We start from the raw sequence: 2111 nt of genomic DNA, 5'->3' as shown, positions 1-2111 counted from the left end.
GTCCAGGCGCCAGCCGGCGAGGTGGACCGCGTCGCCCTTGGCGGGGATGCGGGCCAGCAGCGTGGCGATCAGTCCGGCGACCGTCTCGTACGGGCCCTCCGGGGCCTCCAGGCCCAGCTCCGCGAGCTGGTCCAGGCGGACGCTGCCGTCCGCGTCCCAGGTGGGCCGGCCGTCCGCGCCGACGCCCGCCGGCTGCAGGTCGGGCAGCTCGACCGGGTCGTGCTCGTCGCGCACCTCGCCGACGACCTCCTCGACGATGTCCTCCATCGTGGCCACGCCGGCGGTGCCGCCGTACTCGTCGATGACCACGGCCATCGTGCGCCGCTCCCGCAGCTGCTCCAGCAGCCGGTCGGCGGGCAGCGTCTCGGGCACCAGCAGCGGCTCCGCGGCCAGCTCGGTGACCGGCGTCGCGGCCCGTGCGCGGGGCTCCAGCGCGAGCACGGAGCGGATGTGCACCGTGCCGACGACCTCGTCCAGGCTGCGGGCGTAGACGGGGAAGCGGGACAGGCCGGTGGCGTGGGCGAGGTTCGCGGCGTCGGCGGCGGTGGCGCCGGACTCCAGCGCCTTGACGTCGACGCGGGGCGTCATCACGTTCTCCGCGGTCAGCTCGTGCAGGTGCAGGGTGCGGACGAACAGCTCGGCGGAGTCCGCCTCCAGCGCGCCGCCCGCGGCGGAGTGCCGGGCCAGCGAGACCAGCTCGTCGGGCGTACGGGCCGAGGCCAGCTCCTCGGCGGGCTCCAGGCCGACGAGCCGCACGACGCGGTTCGCGGTGCTGTTCAGATGGCGGATGAACGGGCCGAAGGCGGCGGTGAAGCCGCGCTGCGGGCCGGCCACGGTCTTCGCCACGGCCAGCGGCCGGGCGATCGCCCAGTTCTTCGGCACCAGCTCGCCGATCACCATCAGGACCACCGTGGAGAGCGCCACGCCCAGCAGCGTCGCCACCGGCGGGGCGGTGCCGCCCAGGCCCAGGGCCTCCAGCGGGCCGCGCAGCAGCGTGGCGAGCGAGGGCTCGGCGAGCATGCCGATGACCAGGGAGGTCACGGTGATGCCGAGCTGGGCACCGGAGAGCTGGAAGGTGAGCCGGCGGACGGCCCTCAGGGCGCCCTCGGCGCCCCGCTCGCCGGCCGCGGCGGCCCGCTCCAGGTCACCCCGCTCGACGGTGGTCAGGGAGAACTCGGCCGCCACGAAGATCGCGCACGCGAGGGTGAGCGCGAGGGCGGCGAGCAGCAGCAGGATCTCGGTCACCGTGCCACCCCCGCCCTGTCACTCGTCTTCCGGCGGGCTGTGGCACGGCTGGTACTGGGAGGTTCGCCCATTGCGGGACGCTGCTCCTTCGTGATCGTGGGTGGCGGGTGTCGGGATCGTCTCGTATCGAGTGTCTCCGACACCAGGGTAAAGGGATAGTAAACCGGCTCGCGGTCCCGCGGCCAGGCGCGGGCGGCGGCGCCCGGGTGCGCGTACGGGCGGGCGTCAGGTGAGCAGCAGCGGGTTGTCGTTGCGGTGCAGCCAGCGCAGATACGTCTCGGTGGATCTGGCCGCCTCGCGGTAGGCGTCCTCCAGCGCGGTGTAGACGGCGTGGAACTCGCCGTCGGTGGTCGAGGCCGCCCGCGCGGCCAGCAGCAGGCGGACGGTCAGCGGGTCGCCGCGCAGCGGCCGGATCGCCATCCCGGGGCGCGGGGTCGAGGTGGGCTGGCACGGGGTGACGGCGACCCCGGCCCGTACCAGGTCGGCGCCCGTCAGGTAGTCGCCCTGGATGACCCGCAGCTCCAGCCCGGCGCTGGCGAACATCCGGCGGATGCCGTGCCACTCGCCGTCCACGTGCGGGTCGATCACCCACGGGTGCCCGCGCAGGTCGGCGAGGGCCACCTCCTCGCCCGCCGCGGCGGGGTGCGCCGAGGGCAGGGCGACGAACTGCGGCTCGCGCCAGAGCAGCGTGCGCTGGCCGATGCCGTCGGGTACGCGCAGCGGGCAGCCGGTGACCTCGTGCACGAACGCGACGTCGAGCTGGCCGTCGGCGACCATCCGCAGCAGCGAGTTCGGCGACGGGTCGACGCGGATGGAGACGTCCGTGTCCGGAAACCGGCCGCGCAGCCGGCACAGCCAGCCGGCCA

Annotated in this window: 2 protein-coding genes; both read right to left on the bottom strand. The window is 75.0% G+C overall.

What is annotated here, in order from left to right:
- Window positions 1-1245: hemolysin family protein (locus H5J30_RS29225; protein ID WP_181790279.1), on the bottom strand; the 1245-nt coding region annotated here is incomplete at its 3' end.
- A gap of 225 nt (window positions 1246-1470) precedes the next feature.
- The coding region (locus H5J30_RS29220) for a LysR family substrate-binding domain-containing protein (protein ID WP_181790278.1) at window positions 1471-2111 on the bottom strand (641 nt) is incomplete at its 5' end.

This window comes from Streptomyces phytophilus, assembly GCF_013870535.1.
GTDB lineage: Bacteria > Actinomycetota > Actinomycetes > Streptomycetales > Streptomycetaceae > Streptomyces > Streptomyces phytophilus.
Note: the sequence above shows the minus strand (reverse complement) of the source record. Positions and strands in the feature narration are given on the sequence as shown.